Origin of the sequence: Halorarum halophilum (assembly GCF_013401515.1) — an archaeon.
Lineage (GTDB): Archaea > Halobacteriota > Halobacteria > Halobacteriales > Haloferacaceae > Halorarum > Halorarum halophilum.
The window spans coordinates 67268-88319 of the sequence record NZ_CP058530.1 but is presented as its reverse complement, the minus strand read 5'-3'; the positions used below and the strand labels follow the sequence as shown (position 1 = coordinate 88319).

18 protein-coding genes are annotated in these 21052 nt (G+C 69.9%); 11 read left to right on the top strand and 7 right to left on the bottom strand.

Annotated features, from left to right (window positions below):
* Nucleotides 1-22: 22 nt before the first annotated feature.
* From HUG10_RS18710 to HUG10_RS18695, 4 genes are read right to left on the bottom strand one after another with little or no spacing between them, the layout of a single operon-like run.
* The gene (locus HUG10_RS18710) at nucleotides 23-2242 is read right to left on the bottom strand and encodes a dipeptide ABC transporter ATP-binding protein (protein ID WP_179171216.1); all 2220 of its coding nucleotides are present in this window, start codon (nucleotides 2240-2242) and stop codon (nucleotides 23-25) included.
* Nucleotides 2239-3177, bottom strand: coding sequence for an ABC transporter permease (locus HUG10_RS18705; RefSeq protein ID WP_179171215.1), 939 nt, complete (start codon nucleotides 3175-3177; stop codon nucleotides 2239-2241). The genes HUG10_RS18710 and HUG10_RS18705 overlap by 4 nt, the downstream gene beginning before the upstream one ends.
* The gene (locus HUG10_RS18700) at nucleotides 3177-4136 is read right to left on the bottom strand and encodes an ABC transporter permease (RefSeq protein ID WP_179171214.1); all 960 of its coding nucleotides are present in this window, start codon (nucleotides 4134-4136) and stop codon (nucleotides 3177-3179) included. Before HUG10_RS18700 ends, HUG10_RS18705 begins: the two co-directional genes overlap by 1 nt.
* A 12-nt stretch (nucleotides 4137-4148) precedes the next feature.
* Nucleotides 4149-5819, bottom strand: coding sequence for an ABC transporter substrate-binding protein (locus HUG10_RS18695; RefSeq protein WP_179171213.1), 1671 nt, complete (start codon nucleotides 5817-5819; stop codon nucleotides 4149-4151).
* Nucleotides 5820-5995: 176 nt separating this feature from the next.
* On the opposite strand from HUG10_RS18695, the gene HUG10_RS18690 reads away from it, so the two are divergent.
* The 6 genes from HUG10_RS18690 to HUG10_RS18665 all read left to right on the top strand — a co-directional run bounded on the left by HUG10_RS18690 (nucleotide 5996) and on the right by HUG10_RS18665 (nucleotide 12621).
* Complete coding sequence (locus HUG10_RS18690; RefSeq protein ID WP_179171212.1) at nucleotides 5996-7243, top strand: M20 family metallo-hydrolase; 1248 nt, start codon at nucleotides 5996-5998, stop codon at nucleotides 7241-7243.
* A 321-nt stretch (nucleotides 7244-7564) separates the two neighbouring features.
* On the top strand, nucleotides 7565-8380 hold the full coding sequence (locus HUG10_RS18685) for an IclR family transcriptional regulator (protein ID WP_179171211.1): 816 nt from the start codon (nucleotides 7565-7567) through the stop codon (nucleotides 8378-8380).
* Between the two features lie 100 nt (nucleotides 8381-8480).
* Nucleotides 8481-8654, top strand: coding sequence for a hypothetical protein (locus HUG10_RS18680; protein ID WP_179171210.1), 174 nt, complete (start codon nucleotides 8481-8483; stop codon nucleotides 8652-8654).
* Nucleotides 8655-8763: 109 nt separating this feature from the next.
* Nucleotides 8764-9366 (top strand): rod-determining factor RdfA, encoded by a 603-nt coding sequence (rdfA, locus tag HUG10_RS18675; protein ID WP_179171209.1) that lies wholly within the window; start codon nucleotides 8764-8766, stop codon nucleotides 9364-9366.
* 149 nt (nucleotides 9367-9515) lie between these two features.
* Nucleotides 9516-11468, top strand: a complete 1953-nt coding sequence (locus HUG10_RS18670) for an archaea-specific SMC-related protein (protein WP_179171208.1) — start codon at nucleotides 9516-9518, stop codon at nucleotides 11466-11468.
* A gap of 385 nt (nucleotides 11469-11853) precedes the next feature.
* Complete coding sequence (locus tag HUG10_RS18665; protein ID WP_179171207.1) at nucleotides 11854-12621, top strand: IclR family transcriptional regulator; 768 nt, start codon at nucleotides 11854-11856, stop codon at nucleotides 12619-12621.
* Here the strand turns inward: HUG10_RS18665 and HUG10_RS18660 are convergent.
* Complete coding sequence (locus HUG10_RS18660; protein ID WP_179171206.1) at nucleotides 12612-13517, bottom strand: UbiA family prenyltransferase; 906 nt, start codon at nucleotides 13515-13517, stop codon at nucleotides 12612-12614. The genes HUG10_RS18665 and HUG10_RS18660 overlap by 10 nt on opposite strands.
* Nucleotides 13518-13641: 124 nt before the next feature.
* On the opposite strand from HUG10_RS18660, the gene HUG10_RS18655 reads away from it, so the two are divergent.
* Nucleotides 13642-15183 carry a class I adenylate-forming enzyme family protein gene (locus HUG10_RS18655; protein WP_179171205.1) on the top strand — a complete coding sequence of 514 codons (1542 nt, stop codon included), beginning with the start codon at nucleotides 13642-13644 and terminating at the stop codon, nucleotides 15181-15183.
* Nucleotides 15184-15248: 65 nt separating this feature from the next.
* On the opposite strand, the gene HUG10_RS18650 is transcribed toward HUG10_RS18655, so the two are convergent.
* Nucleotides 15249-16664 carry an SLC13 family permease gene (locus HUG10_RS18650; RefSeq protein ID WP_179171204.1) on the bottom strand — a complete coding sequence of 472 codons (1416 nt, stop codon included), beginning with the start codon at nucleotides 16662-16664 and terminating at the stop codon, nucleotides 15249-15251.
* A 134-nt stretch (nucleotides 16665-16798) separates the two neighbouring features.
* Between HUG10_RS18650 and HUG10_RS18645 the strand changes: the two genes are divergently transcribed.
* Entirely contained in the window at nucleotides 16799-17425 is a 627-nt protein-coding gene (locus HUG10_RS18645) for an MBL fold metallo-hydrolase (protein ID WP_179171203.1), read from the top strand.
* A 96-nt stretch (nucleotides 17426-17521) separates the two neighbouring features.
* On the opposite strand, the gene HUG10_RS18640 is transcribed toward HUG10_RS18645, so the two are convergent.
* Nucleotides 17522-18271 carry an ABC transporter ATP-binding protein gene (locus HUG10_RS18640; RefSeq protein WP_179171202.1) on the bottom strand — a complete coding sequence of 250 codons (750 nt, stop codon included), beginning with the start codon at nucleotides 18269-18271 and terminating at the stop codon, nucleotides 17522-17524.
* 207 nt (nucleotides 18272-18478) lie between these two features.
* On the opposite strand from HUG10_RS18640, the gene HUG10_RS18635 reads away from it, so the two are divergent.
* Genes HUG10_RS18635 through HUG10_RS18625 form a run of 3 tightly spaced genes read left to right on the top strand, consistent with a single transcriptional unit; the run spans nucleotide 18479 to nucleotide 20979 of the window.
* Nucleotides 18479-19855 carry a CoA-binding protein gene (locus tag HUG10_RS18635; RefSeq protein WP_179171201.1) on the top strand — a complete coding sequence of 459 codons (1377 nt, stop codon included), beginning with the start codon at nucleotides 18479-18481 and terminating at the stop codon, nucleotides 19853-19855.
* Nucleotides 19848-20567, top strand: a complete 720-nt coding sequence (locus HUG10_RS18630; protein WP_179171200.1) for an acetate--CoA ligase family protein — start codon at nucleotides 19848-19850, stop codon at nucleotides 20565-20567. Before HUG10_RS18635 ends, HUG10_RS18630 begins: the two co-directional genes overlap by 8 nt.
* 1 nt (nucleotide 20568) lies before the next feature.
* A complete protein-coding gene (locus HUG10_RS18625; RefSeq protein WP_179171199.1) occupies nucleotides 20569-20979 on the top strand; it encodes an acyl-CoA thioesterase in 411 nt (136 codons plus the stop codon).
* The last annotated feature ends 73 nt before the right edge of the window (nucleotides 20980-21052 follow it).

Below are 21052 nucleotides of genomic sequence, written 5' to 3'. Positions count from 1 at the left end.
AAAATCGGTTCCGAGGCGGTCCTCAGTCCGAATCCGCCACGCCCGCGTCCGTCGGTTCCGTCCGGACGAAGGACTCGCGCCCGCTCATCTCCTCGACCGAGAGGTGACAGGAGATGTGGTGGCCGTCGCCCACGTCCTCCAGCGCGGGGACGTCCGTCTCGCAGACCTCGCCGATCTTCTTCGGGCAGCGCGTCCGGAACGGACAGCCCGACGGCGGGTCGATAGGCGAGGGGACGGTCCCCTCGAGCAGGATGCGGTCGGCCCGCCGGTGCGGGTCGGCGGTCGGCACCGCCGACAGCAGGCTCTCGGTGTACGGGTGGAACGGCGCCGAGAACACCTGGTCGACCGTGCCGAACTCGGCGATCCTCCCCAGGTACATCACGGCGACGCGGTCGCAGGCGTGCCGGACGACGCCGATGTTGTGCGAGATGAACAGGTACGCCAGCCCCCGCTCCGCCTGGATGTCGTTCAGGAGGTTGAGGATCTGCGCCTGCACCGAGACGTCCAGCGCGGACACCGGCTCGTCGCAGACGATGAGCTTCGGCTCGACCGCCAGCGCGTGGGCGATGGCGACCCGCTGCTGCTGGCCGCCCGAGAACTCGTGGGGGTACTTCGACGCGGCCTCGGCCGAGAGCCCGACGCGTTCGAGCAGTTCCCCGACGCGGCGGCGCTTCTCCCCGCCCGTCGCGATGCCGTGTTTCTCCATCGCGCGGCCGACGATGCGGCCGACGGTCTTGCGCGGGTTCAGCGAGCTCCCCGGGTCCTGGAAGATCATCTGCATCTCGCGGCGGAGGCTCCGGACCTCCGAGGAATCGAGCTCGTGGAGCGGCTGTCCCTCGAAGTACACCTCGCCGTCCGTCGGTTCGAGGAGCCGCAGGGCGGTCCGCGCGACGGTCGACTTCCCGCAGCCCGACTCGCCGACGAGCCCGACCGTCTCGCCGGGGTACACGTCGAAGCTGATGCCGTCGACGGCCTTCACGTACCGACGCTCGACCCTCGGCAGCACGCCGTCCCCCCGGGCGAAGTGGAGGTTGCCGAACGCGCCGTCGCCGGCCGGGAAGTGCTTCTTCAGGTTCCGCACCTCGAACAGCGGCTCCCCGCTCCGGTCGACGGCGGCCCGGCCGCCGCCCGATTCGGGGGTCGCGCTCTCGGAGAGGTCGAGCTCCTCGGCGTGGATGCAGGCGGCCCGCGACGGCGAGTCGCCGATCCGGTCCAGCGGCGGGTCGCCGCCCTCGCGGCAGTCCTCCGTGGCGTGGGGACACCGTGGGGCGAAGTTGCAGCCCGACGGCAGATCGGCGAGGTCGGGCATCGAGCCGTCGAGCGTCGGGAGCTCGTCGTAGGCGGCCTCGACCTCAGGGATGGAGTCGATGAGCCCCCGGGTGTACGGGTGCCGCGGCCGGTCGAACAGCTCCACGAGCGGCGCCGTCTCGACGAGGTTGCCGGCGTACATCACGCCGACGTGGTCGCACGTCTCCGCGACGACGCCGAGGTTGTGCGTGATCATCAGCACCGCCGTCCCCTCGCGCTCCTGCAGGTCGTTGAGCAGGTCGAGGATCGTCGCCTGCGTCGTCACGTCGAGCGCGGTCGTCGGCTCGTCCGCGATGATCAGGTCGGGTTCGCAGGAGAAGCCGATGGCGACGAGGACGCGCTGGCGCATCCCGCCGGAGAACTCGTGCGGGTAGTCGTCGACGCGCTCGGCGGCGTCCGGGATGCCCACCCGGTCCATCGCCTCGACGGCCTGCTCGCGGGCCGTCCGCTTCGAGACGCCCTGGTGCCGGCGGACGGTCTCGGCGATCTGCTCGCCGACGGTCATCACCGGGTTGAGCGACGACATGGGGTCCTGGGGGATCATCGCGATCCGGTTCCCTCGGACGTCGCGCATCCCGCGTTCGGACTTCGCGAGGAGGTCCTCGCCGTCGAAGACGACCTCGCCGCCGGTGATCTCGCCCGGCGCGTCGATGAGCCGCATGATCGACCGGGCGGTGACGGACTTGCCGGCGCCGGACTCGCCGACCAGGCCCATCGTCTCCCCGCGGTCGAGGATGAACGACACGTCGTTCGTGGCGACGACCGAGCCGGACTCGGTGCGGAACTCCGTGCGGAGGTCGCGCACGTCGAGCAGCGGCCCGTCGGCCGCGTCGTCCCCGTTCACCGCGGCGTCGGTCCCCGCGGCGTCGGTCCCCGCGACGTCGGTCCGTCGACCGTCGCGGCCGGCGGGGCCGACGGGGTCGGTTCCGTTCATTCGATCGCCTCCACCTTGGGGTCGAGCACGTCGCGGAGCCCGTCCCCGAGCATGTTGAAGCCGATGACGGCGATGCCGATGGCGAGCGCCGGGAACAGCAGCATCCACGGCGCGGTCTCCATGAACCCGCGACCGGTGTTGATCATCAGTCCCCACGACGGGCGCGGGGGCTGGGCGCCGAGCCCCAGGAACGAGAGGCTCGCCTCCGCCAGGATGGCGAACGACACGTTGAGCGACCCCTGGACGAGCATCGGCGCGGTGCAGTTCGGGAACACCTCGCCGAACACGATGCGGGGGCCGGACTCCCCCCGGGCGACGGCCGCCTCGACGTAGGCCTCGTTGCGCTCGGCGAGCGCCGCGCTCCGGGAGACGCGGGCGATGAACGGCGTGTAGACGAACGCCAGCGCGATGATCACGTTGTTGAGCTCCGGTCCCAGCACGACCAGCAGGGTGAGCGCGAGCAGCACCGGCGGGAACGCCATCGCGGCATCCATCAATCGCATCAGGAGCTCGTCGGTCAGCCCGCCGACGTAGCCCGCGACGACGCCGATGGTCGCCCCGACGGCGAGCGCCACCGAGATGGCGCCGAAGCCGACCTTCAGCGAGATGCGGCTCCCCACGACGACCCGGCTGAACACGTCGCGGCCGAGGTCGTCGGTGCCGAACGGGTGGGCGAGCGACGGCGCCTGCGTGCGGTCCGGGATGTTCGTCTCCGCGACCGGGTGCGGCGCCAGCGAGAACGGCTGCACCGTGAAGCCCTCGACGACGATCGGCCGCGCGAAGATGGCGACGAACACGAGCGAGACGACGATCGTCAGCCCGAGCATCGCCTTCGTGTTCCGCCGGAACCGACGGGCGAACCGGGCGAGGCGCTCGCGCTGCGCCCCGCTGATCCCGACCCCTTCGCGGGTCGCGTCCTCCCGTTCGGCCGCCATCACTCCTCACCCCCGTAGCGGATGCGCGGGTCGAAGTAGGCGTACAACAGGTCGGCTGCGAAGTTCGAGAACATGTATATCAGTGCGACGACGATGATGCACCCCTGGATGAGGGGGATGTCCCGGCTCTGGATGGCCGTGAGCGTCAGCCGGCCGATGCCGGGCCAGAAGAACACCTCCTCGAGGACGACGACCCCGCCGAAGGCGTAGCTGAACTGGAACGCGATGACCGTGATGACCGGGATGACGGCGTTCTTGAGCGCGTGCCGGAGCACGACGACCCGCTGGCTCATCCCCTTGGCGCGGGCGAGGTTGATGTACTCCTCGCTCAGCACCTCGAGCATCGACGACCGGGTCATCCGCATGATGTAGGCGGTGAGCGCGAACCCCATCGCGCCCGCCGGGAGCACGAGGTGGGTCAGCGTCCCGATCGGGTCCTCGCTCGGCGCGACGTAGCCGCCGGTCGGGAGGACGTCGAACCAGACCGCGAACACGAGGATGAACACGAGCCCCCACAGGAAGATGGGCATCGAGATGCCGACGAACGCGAACATCGACGCCGCCACGTCGGGCGCGTCGTCCCGGTTGATCGCGGCGTACACGCCGAGGGGGATCGAGAGCGCGACCGCGACGAGCGTCGCGGAGACCGCGAGCAGCAGCGAGCGTGGCAGGCGCTCGGCGATGAGCGCGGCGACCGGCTCGCCGAAGCGCAGCGAGGTGCCCATGTCCCCCTGGAGCAGCCCGGCGACCCAGCTGATGTACTGGACGTGCAGCGGCTGGTTCAGCCCCAGCTGGGCGCGGAGCGCCTCGAGCGACGACTCGTTCGCGTTGGGGCCGAGGATGAGCAGCGCGACGTCGCCCGGCAGGACGGCGGTGACGGCGAAGGCGATGAGCGTGACGAACAGCAGCGTCACGGCCATGAACCCCGCGCGGCGGAACACGTAGTTGTACATCGACATTACTCGGGGGAGTTAGCGGTCGAGCCAGTTGTCACGGAACTGTAGCGTGGAGCCGTCGGGGGCGCCCATCTCCCCCTTGTACGCGGACTGGGCCGCGTAGAGGCTCGGCTGCCACCAGAGCAGCAGGTGGCCCGCCCGCTCCTCGTGGAGGATCTCGGTCGCCCGGTGGTAGCGGTCCGCCCGCTCGTTCTCGTCGTAGATGGAGCGGGCCTCCTCGACCAGCGAGTTGTACTCGTCGTTCGTCCAGCCGGTGAAGAAGAACGCCCCGTCCGGGTGGAGGAACTTGTAGAACGACACGTCGGGGTACCAGAGCGCGAGGTACGAACTCGTCGTCGCCTGGAAGTCGCGGTTCGTGTACACGTCCGAGAGCCACGAGCTCCAGGTGATCTGCTGGATGTCGAGCTCGATGCCGACCTCCGAGGCGTGGTCGGCGATGACCTCGGCGCCCTGCACCTGCGTCGGGTACGACTGCGGGATCTTGAACGTCGCCGAGTAGCCGTCCGACAGGCCGGCGGCGTCGAGGTGCTCCTGGGCCTTGTCGAGGTCGCGCGGTCGGGGTCCGATGTCCGGGTGGACGTACGGGCTATCGGGCGCGGCCGGCGACGCGGTCGTCCGGCCGGTGCCGTACAGCGCCGCCTCCGCCACCTGCTCCTTGTCGATCGCGAAATCGAGCGCCAGTCGTGCATCCTTGTTGTCGAACGGAGCCTGGTCGCAGTTCAGCCCCATGTAGACGAGCGACTTGGGGAACTGCGTCTCGAACCGGACGCTGGAGTCCTGCTGCACCCGCGAGGCGTCCTTCGGGGCGATGCCGTTGATGAAGTCGTACTCGCCCGCCGTGAACGACTGGAGGCGGACGCTCGGGTCGGGGACCTCGCTCTTGACGATCGTGTCGATGAACGGGCCGTCCTCGTCGCTGGCGCCCCAGTAGTCCTCGTAGCGCGTCATCGTGAACGACGTCTCGATCTCGCGGCTCTCGAACTGGTAGGGGCCCGTGCCGATCGGTTCCTCCACCATGTCCTTCGACGTGTTCTCGGCCGGCATGATGGCGAGTTCCGCCGTCGCCATCTTGGCGATGAACGGCGCGAACGGCTGGGTGAGCTGGATCTCGAACGTGTAGTCGTCCGGCGCCCGGAGCTCCTCGACGTACTCGAAGAAACCCGTGGCGAGGAAGTCGCCGTTCTGCACGCGCTCGTAGGTGGCGAGCACGTCCTCGGAGGTCATCTCGGAGCCGTCGTGGAACGTGACGTCCTCGCGGAGCTCCATCGACAGGAGCGTGTTGTCCTCGGACTGTTCGAGCGTCTTCGCGAGGTGCGGCTCGATCGAGTAGTCGTCCTGGAGCATCACCAGCTCCTCGTAGATGTTCTCGAGGACGCGCTTGGACGCGGCCGAGGTGTCGACGTGCGGGTCGAGCCCCTGGACCGGGACCGCGCCGCCCCACTGGAGGGTCCCGCCGACCTGGGCGTTGCCCATCGCCGGGGTGTCGGTGTCCCCCGACCCGCCGTTGCCGCCGTTCCCACCATCTCCACCGTTTCCGCCATTACCGCCGTTCCCGCCGGAACAGCCGGCGAGCGCCGTCGCGCCGGTCACGCCGACCGCGCTGAGGAAGGCGCGGCGACCCGCCCTGCGGCCGAGCGGAACTGCGTCGCTGTTCGGGGAGTCGTCCCCCTTGCTAGGGTCTTGCATACACGGCTCCAGTTCCGCCAATCAGTCATAAATGTTGTGTTCATTGGGGTCCGTACACGGTCGGTCGGCGCGCCCGGAACGCTCGTGGTCGTCACCGACGGGGACGAACACGCCAGGAATCCCGCACGTTGGTAAACAGTGAAATAGGGAGAGCCACGACTCGGCCACTATCGACCATGGACGTCAACCAGCAGCGACTCAGGAGCGACCTCGAGGCGAACGCCGAGTTCGGGGCCGTTCCGGCGGAGACGGGTCGCGGGCGGACGGTACTGACGGGAACCGAGGCGGACCGGCGGGCGCGGGAGTTCCTCTGTGAACGGTTGCGCGACGCCGGCCTGACCGTCCGCGTCGACGAGGTGGGCAACGTCGTCGGGCGGTGGTGTCCCGCGAGCGCCGACCCCGACGCCGCGCCGGTGGCGAGCGGGAGCCACCTCGACTCCGTCCCCGAGGGCGGCATCTTCGACGGCCCGCTCGGCGTCTACGCCGCGCTGGAGGCCGTCCGGACCCTCCAGGACGCCGACGTCGAACCGGCCCGCCCGGTCGAGGTCGTCTCGTTCACCGAGGAGGAGGGGCAGCGGTTCGGCGGCGGCCTCGTCGGCTCCGGCGTCGCCGTCGGCGACATGTCCGTCGCGGAGGCGCTCGCCATCGAGGACGACGACGGCATCCCGCTGGGCGACGCGCTCGCCGACATCGGCTACCGGGGCGAGGGCGCAGTCGACGCCAGCGAGTGGGACGCGTGGCTGGAGATCCACGTCGAGCAGTCCGAGCGCCTCGTCGACGCGGGCGTCCCCGCCGGCGTCGTCTCGAGCATCGTCGGCCTCTCGCGGTGCGCCGTCGGGATCGAGGGCGAGGCGAACCACGCCGGCTCCACCTCGATGGCCGACCGGGCGGACGCGCTGGCGGCCGCCAGCGAGTTCGTGCTCGACGTGGAGCGCGCGACCGACGAGCGGCCCGACGTCCCCGACACGGCCGTCGCCACGGTCGGCAAACTGTCGGTGTCGCCCAACGCCCCGAACGTCATCCCGGGATCGGTCGACCTGACCGTCGACGTGCGCGACGTGGCGTACGGTTCGATCGAGTCCGTCATCGAGGCCGCCCGGGAGAGCCTCGTGCGGCTGGAGGCAGAGCGCCCGGTGACGACGACGTTCGACCACGCCTGGGACCGCCGACCCGTCGACATGAGCGCGAGGCTCCGGGACGCGCTCCACGCCGCCGGCGACGCGGCCGTGATCGAGACGCTCGAACTCCACTCGGGCGCCGGCCACGACACGATGCACGTCGCCGGCGTCACCGACGCCGCGCTGCTGTTCGCCCCGTCCGTGGACGGCGTCTCGCACAACCCCCGCGAGTGGACCGACTGGGCGGACTGCGCCGCCGTGACGCGCGTGCTCGCCGGCACCATCGCCGACGTCGCCGCCGAGTAGCACGACTCCTCCCCCCACCGTCCAGCGTTCACGTAGCGTGAGCCCCGAATGGCCGCGGCGCTCCCGACGACGACTGCCGAGGCGGTGGCGACGCGTGGCGTGCGACCGGATTCCGGGGGTTCTCGATACGTGAACGCCGTCGGTCGAAATCGACGGGTCGGGATCACGGGAGCTGAGCCCCCGTAATACTCCGGATGAGCGTCCCGCCCCCGGTCCGGGATTCGGTCGGGTTCGTACGGAGTCCGCGTTCTGACCCGATTCGGCGGAACGTCGGGTGTTCGAAATACAAACACCTTTGTAGGGCCCACGCGAGACACCCCCATGACAACGGAACCCACGGCAGGTTCGCCGCGGACGCTGGAGACGGTGTCCCGTGCGTTCGACGTCGTCAGGGCGCTGGAGGCGCTCGACGGCGCGGGGGTGACCGAACTCGCGAACCACCTCGACCTCTCGAAGAGCGTGGTGTACAACTACCTGAGCACGCTCCGGCAGGAGAAGTTCGTCGTCAAGGAGGGCGACACCTACCGGCTCTCCCTCCAGTTCCTGCTCGTCGGCGAGTACGTTCGCAACCAGAACACGCTGTACCAGATCGGCAAGACGGAACTGGAGACGCTCGCGGAGAACACCGGCGAGTTCGCCCACCTCGCGGCCGAACAGCACGGCCTCAGCGTCAACCTCTACAAGGTGAGCGGCGAGAAGGCGGTCGGCAGCAGCTACCAGGTGAACAAGCTCCAGCGGGCCGACTACCTCCACTTCTCGGCGACGGGGAAGGCCATCCTCGCGTACCTCCCCCGCGAGCGCGTGGAGTGGATCGTCGACCGCTACGGCCTGCCGGCGAAGACGGAGGAGACCATCACCGAGCCCGACGCGCTGTTCGAGGAGCTGGAGGCGGTGCGCGAGCGGGGGTACGCGCTCAACGACGAGGAGGAGATCAAGGGCCTGCAGGCCGTCGGCGCGCCGGTCCGCAACCGGCACGGCCGCGTCCTCGGCTCCATCAGCGTCTCCGGACCCGTCAAGCGGATGAAACAGCCCGACTACCACGAGGAACTCGTCGAGCACGTCGTCAACACCGCGAACGTCATCGAGGTCAACGTCAACATGGAGGAGACGGAGGACGAGTTCCCGACGTTCAGCTAGCCGACGCGGACGGGTCCCGTTTCCGACAGCGGAACTCGTCCTAATATAATTTATTTGATGTTTACACCGGTACCCCTGTAATGGGGATCGGGTCGCGTGGGTGCGCTTCCCGAACCACCGGCGCGGCCAGGGCGGCCGGCCGGCGCTCGACGTGGACGTGCATACGGACGTGGACGTGAATCATATCCTCCCCCTGCGCGTGCAGGTCGCCGAAGAAGGACTCCCCGCGGCCGCCGAAGTCGGAGGAACGTCCGGGCGTCAACGCGGGCGCTGACCACCCATCGACGTCCGGGGATCCCGTCGCCGCGCCGTCAGGGACCGTGAACAACTCCGCTAACGGACACATCGATTCCTTTGTAACGGGGGAGCGACGAAGGGGAGGTATGACCACGAACGACCCCCAACCGAACAGCAAGGTCGCACGCGTCATCGACGAGTACGACCTCGACGGCATGGGGGAGCGCCTCGAGGCGAGCTGGACGGGCGACGGCGGGGAGCGGACGAGCCTCCGCGACCTCGCGGACGAGTTCAACCGGAGCGTGCTCGAGGCCGCCATCCAGGACTCGGGGGGGACGGCCGTCTCGAGCGACGTGGAGACGACCTACCGGCTGCTCACCGACGACGACGTGTCGGAGGCGGACCGGATGCGCAAGCGCCGCGAACTCGAACAGGACGGCCTCGACGTCCCCCGGGTCCGGAACGACTTCGTCACCCACCAGGCGATCCACACCTACCTCACGAAGTACCGCGAGGCGGAACTGCCCGACCGCTCGGCCGACCGGGTCCAGCGCAAGGTCGAGACGCTGGAGCGGCTCCAGGGGCGGACGTCGGTCGTCGCGGAGTCGACGATCGAGGGGCTCGCCAACTCCGACGACATCACCGACCGGGAGTACGAGGTGTTCGTCGACATCCAGGTCGTCTGCAGCGAGTGCGGCACTGGGTACGCCATCGGCGAACTCATCCGCCAGGGCGGCTGCTCCTGCTGAGCCCGTCGTCCCCCGCCCCCTGACAGGACTGTCCCCGTACCGAGGTCGACGCAGTCCGCCGATTACCGGGGGGCGACGGCCCCGCCATCGCGCGTCGTGTTCGGCGCGGACGACAACAGTTAAGGTTCAGAGGTTATGAAACCTGAACGATGGAATCACCGGAACTCAGTGAACAGGACGTCCACGTCAGGGCGCGGAACATCGGCGGCATCGACGAGGCCGACGTGACGCTCCCCCCGGGTGTCACCGTCCTCAGCGGGCGAAACGCCACGAATCGGACGTCGTTCCTGCAGGCGATCATGGCCGGGCTCGGCAGCGAGAAGCCGTCGCTCAAGGGCGACGCCGACGAGGGGCGCGTGGAACTCCAGATCGGCGATCGGACCTGCACGCGGACGCTCACGCGCCGCGGCGAGACCGTCGTCTTCGACGGCGACCCCTACCTGGACGACCCGCAGCTCGCGGACATGTTCGCGTTCCTCCTGGAGAACAACGAGGTGCGGCGCGCGGTGGAGCGCGGCGACGACCTCCGGGAGATCATCATGCGGCCGATCGACACCGACCGCATCGAGTCCGAGATCAGGGAGCTCGAGCGGGAGAAGAACGAGATCGACGACCAGATCCGGGAGTTCGAGCGCCTGGAGAGCGAGCTTCCCGACCTCGAGGCAGAGCGACGGGAGATCAGCGAGGACCTGGAGTCCGCCCGCGAGGAACTCGCCGAGGTCCAGGCGGAGATCGACGACCTCGACACCGACCTCGAGGAGAGCCGGTCGCGCAAGGAGGACATCGAGGCGGCGTTCCAGCGCCTCCGCGAGGCCCGTTCCGAGCTGGAGGACGTCGAGTTCGACATCGAGGCCGAACAGACGAGCCTCGACGAGCTCGAGAACGAGCGCGAGGAGCTCGAATACACCCTGGAGACGACCGAGCGGCGCGAGAAGGACCCGGACGCCATCGACGAGCGCATCGCCGACGCCCGGCGCCGCAAGCGCGCGCTCGACGACACCCTCAGCGAGCTCCAGAGCGTCATCAGCTTCAACGAGGAGATGCTGGAGGGGAACGGCCTCGACCTCGACCTGGAGGCGAACGCCTCCAGCGACGGCGGCGCCGTCACCGACCAGCTCGTCGAGGAGGGCGACGAGATCGTCTGCTGGACGTGCGGCTCCGAGGTCGAGCGCGACCGCGTCGCCCAGACGGTCGAGATGCTCGGACGGATCCGCAAGGAGAAGCTCGACGAGCGGAACGAGATCCGGAACCGCATCGACGAGCTGTCGAGCGAGCGCTCCGAGATCCGGGAGTCCCGGCGCGAACTCGAGCGGGCCGAGTCCCGGCTCGAGGAGGTCGAGGCCCGGATCGAGACGACGCGCGAGCGCATCGACGAACTCGAGGACGCCCGCGACGACCAGGCCGAGACCGTCGAGGAGTTGGAGGAGGAGACGAAGAACGTCGGCGAGGGCGACTACGACGAGGTGCTCGAGAAGCACCGGCGGGCCAACGAGCTGGAGCTCCGCATCGAGCGACTCGAGTCGGACCTCGCCGACGTCGACGGGCGCATCGAGGAGCGCGAGGACGCCACCGCGGACCGCGACCGTCTCAAGGAGAAGCGGGAGAACATCTCCGACCAGCTCACCGAGCTCCGCACCCGCGTTGATCGCATCGAGGAGGACGCGGTCGAGTCGTTCAACGACCACATGGACGCAGTGCTCGACATCCTCCAGTACGACAACATCGAGCGCATCTGGATCGAGCGCCGCGAGCGCGAGGTGCGCGAGGGGCGACGGAAGGTGACCCGGCCCGAGTTCGACCTGCACATCATCCGGTCGACCGCCAGCGGCGAGTCCTACCGGGACACGGTCGACCACCTCTCCGAGAGCGAGCGCGAGGTGACGGGGCTGGTGTTCGCGCTCGCGGGCTACCTCGTCCACGACGTGTACGAGGAGCTCCCGTTCATCGTGCTCGACTCGCTGGAGGCGATCGACTCGGACCGCATCGCCCGGATCGTCGACTACCTGGAGGACCACGCGGAGTACTTCGTCGTCGCGCTGCTCCCCGAGGACGCCGAGGCGCTCTCGGAGGACCGGAACTACGTCGAGGAACTCACGGCGTAACCCAGCCGAGCGGACGGCAACCGAGTACTCCTTTCCACCGTCGCCGCCGACCGCGAACTGGTAGTCCCTCCGGCTCTCGTCCGAACAGCCTTACAGCCGTACCGGTGTAACACGCGCCCCGATCATCCGACGTTCGGTGACAGCGAACCCGACCGGGGATTTCACGGACGTTCGTTCGGAATCGTCCGGGGGAGTCGGCAATCACTCGAAAAATCGTTACGGTGTGACGGAACGTCACGATTCGTTCGGTGAGGGCGAACCACCCGTGGAGGCCTCGACCCGAACGCGTCGACGCCCCGGATAGTCACGGTACGGGCCGTACGCGACGGTCGCGGCGCGGTCGGATGGCTGAAGAGTTTAGTAGCCGGGGTCGTAGAGTTCGAGTATGCCGAACGAACACGCGGGCAGCAGGGGGGTGAAGTCGGACGACACCCTATTCGCCATCATCGAACAGCTCCGCGAGGCGGACGGGGCCGGCGTCACCGAACTGGCCGACCGGACGGGGCTCGCCAAGAGCACGGTCCACGACCACCTCGCGTCGATGCGCGCACACGACTTCGTGGTCAAGCGCGGGGACGCCTACCACCTCGGCCTCCAGTTCTTCAGCTACGGGCAGTACGTCCGGAACCGGTACGACGTGTACGAGGCGGCCAAACCCATCGTCGATGACCTCGTGGAGACGACCGGCGAGATGGGGTGGCTGCTCACCCACGAGAACGGCCGCCTCATGTACCTCTACGGCCGGGCGGGCAGGACCAACATCAACGCGAACACGCTCATCGGCTCGTGGGCGTACATGCACTGCAACTCCGGCGGGAAGGCCATCCTCGCGCACCTCCCCGAGTCGGACGTCCGGGACGTGATCGACCGCCACGGCCTGCCGGCGCGCACCGCCAACACCATCACCGAGCCCGACGCGCTGTTCGAGGAGCTCGCACAGGTCCGCGAGCAGGGGTACGCGCTGAACCTCGGGGAGGACCTCGAGGGGATCCACGCCGTCGCCGTCCCACTCCTGTTCGGGGAGGAGGTCCACGGCGCGCTCGCGGTCGCCGGGCCGGCCCACCGCGTGAACCGGGAGCGCTGCGAGGGTGAACTGGCCGAACGACTGCGGGCCTCGACGAACGACGTCGAACTCAACCTGGCCTACAGGTAACCCGGCGGGAACGTACGTTCGGTGAGGCCGAACGCGTGTTCAGCGGCGACCCGAATCGGACCACAGCCGGTCTCGGGGCAGGCGGCGAGGAACAGTGCCGCCGCGAACGGGTAGGTGAGCAGGATGGCGACGCGGACGGCCCGTCGCTTCCCGGCGGCGACACAGCCGACAGCCATCCCCAGGGAGAACGCGGCCGCCGTCGCCGCGAACCCGGGGAGGACGCCGACGGCTACGAACCCGAGGACCAGCGCCCCGGCGCCCGCGAGGATGCCCGTGGCGGCCCTCGCGGCCCGCCGGTCGCCGAGGACGACCGGGACCGTCCGCTTGTCGACGGTCCGGTCGAAGGCGACGTCGAGTCGGTCGACGGCGACCTTCACGCCCGAGAGGAGGACGAGGAAGACGGCCGCGAGGGCAACGACGAGGGGCGGAAGCCGCCCGGTCTGCGTCAGGAAGCCGCCGCACAGCGCGACCGCGATCCCGGTCGGGTAGTCGGCGGTTACCGCGACCGTGTTTCTGTCGAGGACGGGCGCGTGGAGCAGGGCGAGGATCCACAACGGGAGCAGGCTCAGCCCCGCGAGAGGTCCGGCAGTCGACGCGAGCGCGAGCAGGAGGGCGAGGAAACCCACGCTGGCGAGGACGACCCCGAGCGCGAGGACCCGCCGGGAGGCGGCCGGTTCCTCCTCCCCCCTGACGTAGGTGTCGACGTACTCGTCGACGAGGTGGGCGACGTAGAGCGCGAGGCCGACGCCCCCGACGTGGAGCGCGAACGTCGTCGGGGAGACGACCGGCGCCAGCAGGCCGCCGAACGCCGCCATCCCGATCGCCGGGAGCATGAACGTGGGCTTCACCTGCGAGGCGAGCGCCCGGACGACCTCCACCCCGCGTCGGTTCGGCATGGTCGCGGTTCGACGAACCGATGGAAAAACCCACCCGAATCGGCCGGGATTCGCGTGACTGCGTCGAGGGGGACCGCAACTGTTTTACCCGCACATGAGGTGTCCTAGCACAGTTCAGACACCCATGGAGTATCTAGAGGCATTCGAGCGCACTGTCCGATGTTACGGGGAGGACACGGCCATCGTCACGGACGACGGTCGCTCGTTCACCTACCGCGAGTTCGACCGACGGAGCACCCGACTGTCGAACGCCCTCCGGGAGCGGATCGGGGCCGGCCGGTGTGCGGTGCTCGCGCTGAACGGGCCGGCGGCGGTCGAGTCGATGATCGCGGGCCACAAGCGGGGCTCCGCGACGGTGCAGCTCTCGTTCCGGGGGAAGTCCGGCGAGCTCGTCCGGATGGCGGAGAACGCCGACGCGGAGGGGCTGATCTTCGACGACGCGAACGCCGAGACGGCACTCGAGATGCTCGAGCGCGGCGAGTTCGAGACCGCCATCCACGCCGGCGAGGCCGACGTCGACGCCGAGGGCGTCGAGTCCTACGAGGCGGTGCTCGCGGACGCGGACGACGACCTCCACGACGACCTCCCGGCGGGCGGGGAGTGCAGCGTCTTCTACACCAGCGGGACGACGAGCCAGCCGAAGGCCGTCCCGTTCGACGGCGAGCAGATGTGGCTCGGCGCGGTCCAGGTCGTGATGGAGCACGGCGTCGACGAGACGGACACGGCGATCGTGACGACGCCCTGGTACCACATGGTCACCTCCGACGCCTGGCTCTACCCGCACTTCCTCGCCGGGGCGACCGTCGTCCTCCACGCGAGCTTCGACCCGGTGGAGGCGCTCGAACTGATCGAGGAGCACGGGGCCAGCGGCCTGCTCGCGGTGCCGACCCAGCTCGACGCCCTCAACGGGGCGCAGGAGGTGGAGGGGTACGACACGGGGTCGCTGGAGTACATCCGGACCGGCGGCGCCATCGTCTCGCCGGAGCTCGTCGAGCGCACGACGTCGCTGCTGTGCGAGGGGTTCTACAACACCTACGGCATGACCGAGGCCGGCCCGGACCTCACGTTCGCGCACCCCTCGGCCCAGGAGGACCACCCGGGGACCATCGGCAAGGAGGCGTTCTCGTGGGAGATCCGGGTCGTCGAGCCGGCGCCGGTGACCGACCACCCTGACCCGGAGGCGACCGTCGACCCCGGCGAACAGGGCGAGATCATCGCCCGCGGGCCGGGCAAGTCCGACGGCTACATCGACAACCCGAGCGCGCAGGAGAAGAGCTTCTTCGACGAGTGGCTCCGGACGCGCGACGTGGCCACCGTCGACGAGGACGGCTACCTCTACATCGTCGACCGGGTGGACAACATGTTCACCTGCGGCGGGGAGAACATCTACCCCGCGGAGGTCGAGCACGCGCTCGAGCGCCACGAGGCGGTGAGCGAGGCGCTCGTGTTCGGCATCGAGGACGACCACTGGGGACAGCGCGTCACCGCGGTCGTCGTGACCGACGGCTCCGTCACCGACGACGACCTCGACGAGTTCTGCTGTGAGAGCGACCACCTGGCGAACTTCAAGCGACCGCGGGCGTACGCGATCCGGACCGAGCCGCTGCCGCGGACCGACACGGGGACGATCATGCGCGAGCAGGTCGTCGCGGAGCACTTCGGCTGAGGACGGTCCCTCGACCGAGGACGGTCGGCGGTCTCGTTTTCCCGGCCGGCAGTGGCCGACGTCGTTCAGAGCGCGACGACGAAGACGGCGATCTGGATCGGGAGCAGGACGAGCAGCGTCACGAGCGAGCAGAGCGTCGCCATCCGGATCAGTTCCATCGAGTCGACCACGTCCAGCCCGAGGATGGCGACGAGCACCGCCGACTGGTACGGGAAGAAGTAGGTGTTCAGCGCGACCGCCTCGGTCAGCGCGACCGGCAGCAGCGGGATCCCGGCCCCCTCGGCGAACGAGACGAGCACCGGCGTGAGCACGCTCGCGACCGCCAGCCCCTCCATCACGAACGTCAGCGCGATGGAGGCGGCGACGACGAAGACGAGCACGAGCGCCAGCGGCGCGCCCTCGGGGAGCCGCGAGAGGACGGCCCCGGCCGCGAGGTCGGTGAAGGCGGTCCGCTGGAGCCCCTCGGCGATGGCGAAGATGGCGCCGAGGAAGAACGCGATGGAGAAGTCCGCGTCGGCGAGCGCGTCGGCGCCGACGACGCCGACCCGCGGGGCGAACGCGAGCAGCGTCACGACGAGCGCGCCGTACAGCGGGTGGAGCCCGTGGAGCGAGTCAGTCGCCCACACCGCGACGCCGACGAGCAGGAAGGCGAGCATCCGCCACTGCTCGCCCGACACCTCGACCTCGTCGCCCCCGTCGGTCGACGGCGTGGAGATGGCATCGGGGTCGCGCGGGCGGTAGAGGGCGTACGCGACGAGCGCGATGGCGACCGCCCGGCCCACGCTCATCACAGGGCCGAGCCACATCGCCCACTCGACCCAGCCGATGGTGAGCCCGGCGTTCGAGTCGACGATGCCGGTGATGATGATGTTCGCGAGCGAGCCGGTGAGGATGCCGGTACCGCCGTAGTAGGTGACGAACAGCGGCCCGAGGAACAGGCCGATTCTCGGCCGGCGCTCGGTGAACACGCCGCCGACCGAGACGAGGATCGGCCCGAGGATGAGCACGCGGACGAGCGAGGAGGGGACCAGCACGACGAGCCCCAGCGCGGCCGCCGAGAGCGCGGCCAGCAGGAACCGGTACACGGCCGTCGCGTCCTCGGTCCCCCGGGCCGCGAGCGCCCGGAGCGAGTAGCGCTCGACGAGGTTCGCCAGCCCGCTGCGGCGGGTCGCCTCGCCGAGCAGGATGCCGAGCACGACGAGCCACGTCGCCGCCGAGTGGAAGCCCACGAGCGCGAGATCGGTGGAGAACGCGACGCCGATGAGCCCGAGCGCGATCAGCCCGGTGAACCACGGCTCGACGGGCGCGCCGACCCAGAGGCTGATGCAGAAGACGGTGATCGCCAGCATCGTCGCCGCGTCGGACGCCAGCGGGGCGTACCGCAGGACCGCGCCGGCCGCGAGGAGGCCGACGGGCACCGAGAGCCACGACGGGTCGAGCTCCGAGAGGGGACGACCGGGGAGCGCGGGGAGGTTCGTCATGGTGGGGACGTGTCGGTTCGTGCGACGGTATCGGTTGTCATGTGTGTTCCGAAACGGGCAGCCGACGGCGACGCGGTTCGAAACCGAAATGGCGGAAAACACTTTGTCGCTTCCCGGACCACGTACCCCCGACCATGACCGAGGAGATCGCAGACGGCGTGTACGACATCACCGTGGGCGAAGTGAACGGCGGGCGCTACCGGACGTTCCTGTTCGACGGCGGGACGCCGACGCTCGTCGACGCGGCGTTCGAGGACACGGTCGACACGGTCGCCGACCGGCTGTCGGAACTCGACGTCGAGCCGGAGCGGCTCGTCGTCACCCACGGCGACCCCGACCACGTCGGCGGGCTGGCCGGCCTCGCGGACCGGTACGACCTGGAGACGTGGGTCCCCGAGGGGCTCGAACTCGACGACCACGAGCCGACGAACCGGTACGGCGACGGCGACTCTGTCGGGCGGTTCACCGCCGTCCACACGCCGGGCCACACCGCCGAACACCACGCCCTCGTGGACGAGGACGCGGGCGTCGCGGTGCTGGGCGACGCTGTTTTCGGCGCCGACGCGCGGGGGCTACCCGAGGGGTACTTCGTGCTCCCGCCGGCGTTCTTCTCGGCCGACCTCGCGCAGGCCGACGAGAGCCTCGGCCGGCTGCTGGGGTACGAGTTCGAGGTCGGCCTCGTCTACCACGGCTCCTCGGTCACCGAGGACGCGAGCGGGAAGCTCGAGAAGTTCGTCGACTTCGTCGGGAAGCCGGAGTAGAAGGGAGGAGACAGGAGATTCGAGGCGGGGAAGAGGAGGCGGAGGGAAGGAGGTGGGAAGGAGAAGGCGGGAAGAAAGGGGGGCGGATCGAGGGGCTCAGTCCCCGGCGGCCGTCCCGATGTCGTCGCGTGCGGCGCTGTCGCCGAGGTACGCCTCGATGACACGCTCGTCGTTCTGGATCTCCGTCGGGGTGCCCTTCGCGATGAGTTCGCCGTTGTCGAGGACGAACACGCGCTCGCTCACGGACATGAGCGCGCGCATCACGTGGTCGATGAGGAACACGGTCTTCCCCTGGTCGCTGATGTCGCGGATGAGGTCGATGATCTCCTCGGTCTCGTCGGTGTCGAGCCCGCCGGCGACCTCGTCGAGCAGCAGCACCTCGGGGTCGGTCGCGAGCACGCGGGCGATCTCCAGCCGCTTGAGCGCGCCGACGCTCAGTTCGTCGGGGTCGTCGTGGGCCATGTGGTCGAGCCCGACGAACTCCAGCACCTCGTGTGCCCGCTCCATCGGGTTCTCGGGGTTTCGCCCGCCGAACTGGGCGCCGACGGCGGCGTTCTCCAGCAGTGAGAGCCCCTCCAGCGGCTTGACGATCTGGTGGGTCTTCACCAGCCCGCGGTGGCAGATCTGGTGGGGCTTCAGGCCGGTGATGACCTCGCCGTCGAGCGTGACCTGTCCCTTCGTCGGCTCGTGGACGCCGGTGATGAGCCGGAACAGGGTGGACTTGCCCGCCCCGTTCGGCCCGATGAGCCCGACCGTCTCCCCCCGCTCGATGGAGAAGGAGACGTCGTCGACGGCGACGACGCCGCCGAACCGCTTCGTCAGATGTTCGCCTTCGAGTAAGGCCATTGTGGCAGTCGTTGACTATCGTCTCGCATAAACCTACTCCTCGATGATTCCGATGGCATCGGCTCGATCGGCCGCCCTGAGTTAGACGGAGGACACCGACAACAGCAGGTCCATCTCGTCATGGCCCACCGATTCCACGGAAAAAACAGGATCCACCCACAGCCAATCAGGGAAAACGATTTGGTGGCATCGGGTAACGTCCAAAGCGTGAACCTGACACGCCTGTTCGGACCGGAGACCGTCGCGGTCGTCGGCGCCTCCAAGACCGAGGGGAAGATCGGCTACGAGGCGATGGCGAACGCGGTCGAGTTCGACGGCCGCGTCTACCCCGTCAACCCCTCCGCCGAGGGAAGCGTCCTCGGCGAGGAGTTCGTCGCGTCCGTGACCGAGGTGGACGAGCCGGTCGACCTCGCGCTGCTTTGCGTCCCCGGCCCCGTCGTCCCCGACGTGCTCGAGGAGTGCGGCGAGGCCGGCGTCGGCGGTGCGGTCATCTACGCCGGCGGCTTCGCCGAGGCCGGCGAGGAGGGCGAGGAGCTCCAGGAGCGCATCGTCGACATCGCGGCCGAGGGCGACGTCGCGCTGCTCGGGCCGAACACCAGCGGCTTCGTCGTCCCGCGCACGAACCTGCTCGCCTCCTTCGCGGGCGGGGTCGAACAGCTCCCGGCCGGGAACGTCGCCATCGTCGCCCAGAGCGGCGGGGTCGCCCACCAGCTCGCGTTCCAGGCGCTGCGCGAGGGGAACGGCATCTCGGCCATGGTCGGACTGGGCAACCGGGCGAACGTCGGCTTCGAGGAGGCCATCGAGTACTTCGACGGCGACGCGGCCACCGACGCCGTGGTCCTCCACGTGGAGGGAACCGACGACGGCCGGTCGCTCCTGGAGACGTGCCGCGCGGCCGAGACGCCCGTCACGGCGTACAAGGTCGGCCAGTCGGACGTCGGCGAGTTCGCCGAGTCGCACACGGGCGCGCTCACGGGCGACCACGACCTCTACACCGCCGGGTTCGCCCAGTACGGCGTCCCGACGGTCGACTCCACCTCGGCGCTGCTCGACGCCGGCGTCGCGCTCGCGAACTCCCCCGTCCCCGCGGGGGCGAACGTGGGCGTGGTGACCGCCCAGGCCGGCCCGGGAATCATCATCGCCGACCGGCTCCAGCGGGGCGGCGCGACCCTCCCCGAACTCGGCGCCGACACCCAGGAGCGCGTCGAGGGGATCCTCCCGGGCATCACGTTCGCGGGGAACCCCGTCGACACCGGCCGGCCGATGCCGGAGTTCGGCGACGTCGTCGAGGCGGTCGCGGCCGACGACGCAGTGGACGTCGTCCTCGTGTACGAACTGTTCGAGGAGGCGCTCGGCTACCCGGTCGAGACGCTCGACGGGCTGGCCGAGACGGTGGACAAGCCGGTGCTGTTCGCGACCGAGGGGCCGCCTGGTGCGATGGACGACGAACTCGCCGCGCTCCGCGAGGCGGGCGTGCCGACGTTCACCTCCCCCGAGCGCGCCGCGGAGGCGACCGCGCTGCTCGCCAGGTACGCGGAACTCGGTGACGCCGCGGCGGACCAGGAGGTGAGCGCCGATGTCTGAGGAGCCCGTCGCCGCGGACCCGATCGAGGCCGCCCGCGCGGCCGGGCGGACGGCGCTCACCGAGGCGGAGGCGAAGTCGCTGCTCGCGGACGCGGGCGTCGCGACGACCGAGTTCGCCGTCGCCGACGACCCGGCGACCGCCGCCGACGCGGCGGCCGATATCGGCTTCCCGGTCGTCCTGAAGGTGTCCTCGCCGTCGGTCACCCACAAGAGCGAGTGGGCCGGCGGCGCGGGCGTGGCGCTCGGGCTCGACTCCCGCGAGGCGGTCGAGGCGGCCGCCGAGCGCGTCTTCGACGCCGCCGGGGCGGAGGGCATCGACGCCGCGGTGCTGGTCGAGGAGGCCCGCGACGTCGACGCCGGCACCGAGGTCATCGTCGGCGGCCTGCGCGACCCCTCGTTCGGCCCGGTCGTGCTGACGGGGCTCGGGGGGATCTTCACCGAGGTGTACGAGGACACGAGCCACCGGCTCGCCCCCCTCGACCGCGCGGAGGCGCGGGAGGCCATCGAGGAGCTGACCGCGGCGAAGCTGCTGGCGGGGTACCGCGGCGCGCCGGCCGCCGACGTGGACGCGCTCGCGGACGTCGTGTGCGCGGTCGGCGACCTGCTCGTCGAGCGCGAGGAGGTCGTCGAGGTGGACGTGAACCCGGTGCTCGCGGACTCTGAGGGGGCGGTCGCGCTCGACGCGCTGGTGCTGCTGGAGGGGGGTGAGTGAGATGGGCGAGCCGTACGAGCGCGTCTGGACGGTCCGGTTCTCGGACACGGACCCGTTCGGCATCGCGCACTACCCGCGCATCGTCGACGCGCTGCACGAGACGTCGGACATGTTCATGCAGGAGATCGGCTTCCCGTTCTGGGAGATCTCCCAGGAGCGCGGGTTCGGGCTGCCGCTGGTCGAGATGAACTTCGAGTTCGAGCGCCCGGTCGAGGCGGGCGACGACGTGACCGTCGAACTGACGCCGAGCCTCGGTACCCGTAGCGTCCGGTTCGAGTACGTCGCGCGCTGCGACGGCGAGGTGGCGTTCTCGGGGTACGAGCAGCGTGTGTGCGCCCACCAGGGCGGCGACGGGTCGATGGATCTGCCCGACGACCTCCGCGAGGCGATGGAGCCGTACGCCGACGACTGAGTCAGTCGGCGGCGACCATCATCTGGCCGTTCGGCGCGCGTGACGCGAGCCCGTGAGGGCGAGCAGACGCGCG